Below are 2,344 nucleotides of genomic sequence, written 5' to 3'. Positions count from 1 at the left end.
ACATGCGCCGCGCCGTCGCCGGGATCGAGGCGCTGCGCGCGGCCGAGGTGGCCTGACGTGCGCGCGTCGCGGATGTACACCGCGGTCGACTCGCACACCGAGGGGATGCCGACCCGCGTGGTCACCGGCGGCGTCGGGGTCATCCCCGGCGCCACCATGAACGAGCGCAGGCTGCACTTCATCGAGCACTTGGACCACGTGCGCAAGCTCCTGGTGAACGAGCCGCGCGGGCACTCGGCGATGAGCGGCGCGATCCTGCAGCCGCCCACCCGGCCGGACGCGGACTTCGGCGTGCTCTACATCGAGGTGTCCGGCTGCCTGCCCATGTGCGGGCACGGCACCATCGGCGTGGCCACGGTCCTGGTGGAGACGGGCATGGTCGAGGTGGTCGAGCCGGTGACCACGATCCGGCTGGACACCCCGGCCGGGCTGGTGGTGGCCGAGGTGGCCGTCCGCGACGGGCACGCCGACAGCGTGACCCTGCGCAACGTCCCGTCCTACTGCGACCGGCTGGACGAGGTCGTGGACGTGCCGGGGCTGGGCCCGATCCGGTACAGCCTCGCCTTCGGCGGCAACTTCTACGCCATGGTCGACCTCGACCAGGTCGGGCTGCCGTTCGACCGGGCGCGCAAGGACGAGATCCTGGCCGCCGGGCTCGCGATCATGGACGCCGTCAACACCACCGCTCCGCCGCACCACCCGGAGATCGAGGGGGTCGACCACTGCCACCACGTGGAGTTCATCGCCCCAGGTTCGGACGCCACCCTGTCCCGGCACGCCATGGCCATCCACCCCGGCTGGTTCGACCGCTCCCCGTGCGGGACCGGCACGTCCGCCAGGATGGCCGAGCTGCACGCGCGCGGCGAGCTGCCGCTGGGGCAGGACTTCGTGAACGAGTCCTTCATCGGCAGCAGGTTCACCGGCCGCCTGGTGGGGAAGACGACCGTGGGCGACAAGCCCGCCGTGGTGCCGACCATCACCGGGCGCGCCTGGGTCACCGGGATCGGGCAGTACCTGCTCGACCCGACCGACCCGTACCCCGCCGGTTTCGAGTTCTGAGGGGAAGCACTTGTCGGACAAGGCTTTGCAGGAAGACGCCGCTGACGTCGAGAGCGTGCTCGCCGCCGCCTCGGCGGCCAGGACCCCGCTGCGGCGGGCCTCGCTGGAGCAGCGCGCCGGATGGCTGGAGGCCGCCGCCGACGCGCTCGACGGCGCGGCCGACGAGCTGATCCCGCTCGCCCACGCCGAGACGCACCTGCCGCTGCCCCGGCTGACCGGGGAGCTCAAGCGCACCACGTTCCAGGCGCGGCTGTTCGCCAAGGGGCTGCGGTCGGGCGAGCTGGCGCCGGTGCACGTCGAGCCCGCCGACCCCGACTGGGGCATGGGGCCCAAGCCCGCGCTGCGGCGCGCGCTGGTGCCGATCGGGCCGGTGCTGGTGTTCGCGGCCGGCAACTTCCCGTTCGCGTTCAGCGTGTTCGGCGGCGACACCGCCTCCGCGCTGGCCGCCGGGTGCCCCGTGGTGGTCAAGGCGCACCCCGGCCACCCCGAGCTGTCCCGGCGCACCGCCGCCGTCGTGGCCGCCGCGCTGCCCGAGGGCGCGCTGGGGCTCATCGAGGGCGTCGAGGCCGGGGTGACCGCGCTGCGCGACCCGCGGATCAAGGCGGTCGGGTTCACCGGGTCCACCAGGGGCGGTCGGGCGCTGTTCGACATCGCCGCGTCCCGGCCAGAGCCCATCCCGTTCTACGGGGAGCTGGGCAGCGTCAACCCGGTCGTGGTCACGCCCGCCGCGTGGGCCGAGCGGGGCGGCGACATCGCCACGGGCTGGGTCGGCTCGCTCACCCTGGGGTCCGGGCAGTTCTGCACGAACCCCGGTGTGGTGCTGGTGCCGGACGCCGACGCGTTCCTGAAGTCGGTCGAGCTGCCCAAGCCCGGCCGGATGCTGACCTCCGGGTTGGAGCAGGGCTACGCGGACGCGGTCACCGCCGTCTCCGGTCGGCCCGAGGTCGCGGTCGCGGCCGAGGGACCGGCCAACGACGAGGGCGTGCGGGCGGGCGTGCTGCGGGTGCGGGCGGACGTGGCGGCGGCCGACCCGGAGCTGCTGGAGACCGAGATGTTCGGCCCGGCGGGGCTGCTGGTCGAGTACGCGTCGGCCGAGGAGCTGACGGCGGTGCTGCGCGCGCTGCCCGGCCAGCTCACCGGCACCGTGCAGGCCGCCACCGACGGGGACCCGCTCGCCGCCGAGGTGGTCGAGCTGCTCTCCGACGTGGTCGGCCGGGTGGTCTACAACGACTGGCCCACCGGGGTCACCGTGTCCGGGGCGCAGCACCACGGCGGCCCGTACCCG

2 protein-coding genes are annotated in these 2,344 nt (G+C 74.4%); both read left to right on the top strand.

Annotated features, from left to right (window positions below; genetic code table 11):
- Nucleotides 1-57: 57 nt before the first annotated feature.
- A complete protein-coding gene (locus ACTUAL_RS31950) occupies nt 58-1,059 on the top strand; it encodes a proline racemase family protein (RefSeq protein WP_440902837.1) in 1,002 nt (333 codons plus the stop codon).
- Between the two features lie 10 nt (nt 1,060-1,069).
- The coding region (locus tag ACTUAL_RS31945) for an aldehyde dehydrogenase family protein (RefSeq protein WP_440902836.1) at nt 1,070-2,344 on the top strand (1,275 nt) is incomplete at its 3' end.

Source organism: Actinosynnema sp., assembly GCF_052038725.1.
Note: the sequence above shows the minus strand (reverse complement) of the source record. Positions and strands in the feature narration are given on the sequence as shown.